At 53.0% G+C, this 2,092-nt stretch carries 1 protein-coding gene and 1 rRNA gene; both read left to right on the forward strand.

From position 1 onward, the window contains the following. The coding region (locus D0N36_RS19395) for a hypothetical protein (protein WP_207190733.1) at window positions 1–307 on the forward strand (307 nt) is incomplete at its 5' end. A 201-nt stretch (window positions 308–508) separates the two neighbouring features. Continuing rightward, window positions 509–2,023, forward strand: a 16S ribosomal RNA gene (locus tag D0N36_RS19195). Window positions 2,024–2,092 lie beyond the last annotated feature (69 nt).

Below are 2,092 nucleotides of genomic sequence, written 5' to 3' on the forward strand. Positions count from 1 at the left end.
GTTTTACTACCTTTGCACCCCGCTTCAACCGGAAGCGCTTTCACTCTGGTTAGCCAAGTCACCTGAAAAGGCCGCGGACGCTAGCAGGAAGACCGAAAAGAGGAAAACTTTTTCTTGTTTCGGTGTTGCGGAAAGCAAAAAGAGACTTACCTTTGCAGCCCGCTTCGATTGGAAGGGGACAGCGCAAGTCGAAGAGAAAAGGGTTTCTAAAAACTTTTTCACTTTTCACTTGCAGGTAGCGAAAAGGCGCTTACCTTTGCAGCCCGCTTCGATCGGAAGGGGCAAACACGCAGACCGCCGCACTTAGGTGCGGCACACGGCAGACTCCAATTGGGAGCTTGCACACGTTCTTTGAATGATTGGAAAAGACAATATAGGTAAGACCTGAAGCAGCAATGCGGAGGGCAAAATGAATAAGCGAATCAGTTGCTCTTTTCGGAGAGTGACACATGAGGGTCGGATCAGCACTTGACATCAGCCCTATTTCGATAGGGTGTAGAGAAATCTTACAATGGAGAGTTTGATCCTGGCTCAGGATGAACGCTAGCGGCAGGCCTAATACATGCAAGTCGAACGGGTGGTAGCAATACCACTAGTGGCGCACGGGTGCGTAACGCGTAACCAATCTGCCCTGAACTGGGGGATAGCCCGCCGAAAGGCGGATTAATACCGCATAAACCCACAGTGTGGCATCACATAATGGGTAAAGATTTATTGGTTCAGGATGAGGTTGCGTGCCATTAGCTAGTTGGCGGGGTAAAGGCCCACCAAGGCGACGATGGCTAGGGGACCTGAGAGGGTGATCCCCCACACTGGCACTGAGATACGGGCCAGACTCCTACGGGAGGCAGCAGTAGGGAATATTGGGCAATGGACGAGAGTCTGACCCAGCCATGCCGCGTGCCGGATGAAGGCCTTCTGGGTTGTAAACGGCTTTTCTCAGGGAAGAAAAAGACCATGCGTGGTACACTGACGGTACCTGAGGAATAAGCACCGGCTAACTCCGTGCCAGCAGCCGCGGTAATACGGAGGGTGCAAGCGTTGTCCGGATTTATTGGGTTTAAAGGGTGCGTAGGCGGCCCGTTAAGTCCGGGGTGAAATCCCACAGCTCAACTGTGGAACTGCCCTGGATACTGGCGGGCTTGAGTCCAGACGAGGTTGGCGGAATGGAAGGTGTAGCGGTGAAATGCATAGATACCTTCCAGAACCCCGATTGCGTAGGCAGCTGACTAGGCTGGTACTGACGCTGAGGCACGAAAGCGTGGGGAGCGAACAGGATTAGATACCCTGGTAGTCCACGCCGTAAACGATGGATACTCGCTGGTAGCGATATACTGTTACTGGCTTAGCGAAAGCGGTAAGTATCCCACCTGGGGAGTACGCTCGCAAGAGTGAAACTCAAAGGAATTGACGGGGGCCCGCACAAGTGGTGGAGCATGTGGTTTAATTCGATGATACGCGAGGAACCTTACCTAGGCTAGAATGCGCGTGACCGGTTCAGAGATGAGCCTTTCCTTCGGGACACAAAGCAAGGTGCTGCATGGCCGTCGTCAGCTCGTGCCGTGAGGTGTTGGGTTAAGTCCCGCAACGAGCGCAACCCCTATGTTTAGTTGCCAGCATGTTATGATGGGGACTCTAAACAGACTGCCTGCGCAAGCAGTGAGGAAGGCGGGGACGACGTCAGGTCATCATGGCCCTTACGCCTAGGGCTACACACGTGCTACAATGGGCGGTACAGCGGGTTGCTACTAGGTGACTAGATGCCAATCTCAAAAAACCGTTCTCAGTTCGGATCGGAGTCTGCAACTCGACTCCGTGAAGCTGGAATCACTAGTAATCGCGTATCAGCAATGACGCGGTGAATACGTTCCCGGGCCTTGTACACACCGCCCGTCAAGCCATGGAAGTTTGGTAGACCTGAAGCTGGTGCTCGTCACAGAAGCCAGTTAGGGTAGAACAAGTAACTAGGGCTAAGTCGTAACAAGGTAGCCGTACCGGAAGGTGCGGCTGGATCACCTCCTTTCTGGAGCTATCCGACCTTCGATTCGTGGACTTCTAATTGATTACCGATAACGTCTTTTCCTCTCATTCA

Origin of the sequence: Hymenobacter lapidiphilus (genome assembly GCF_003417065.2) — a bacterium.
Taxonomy (GTDB): Bacteria; Bacteroidota; Bacteroidia; order Cytophagales; family Hymenobacteraceae; genus Hymenobacter.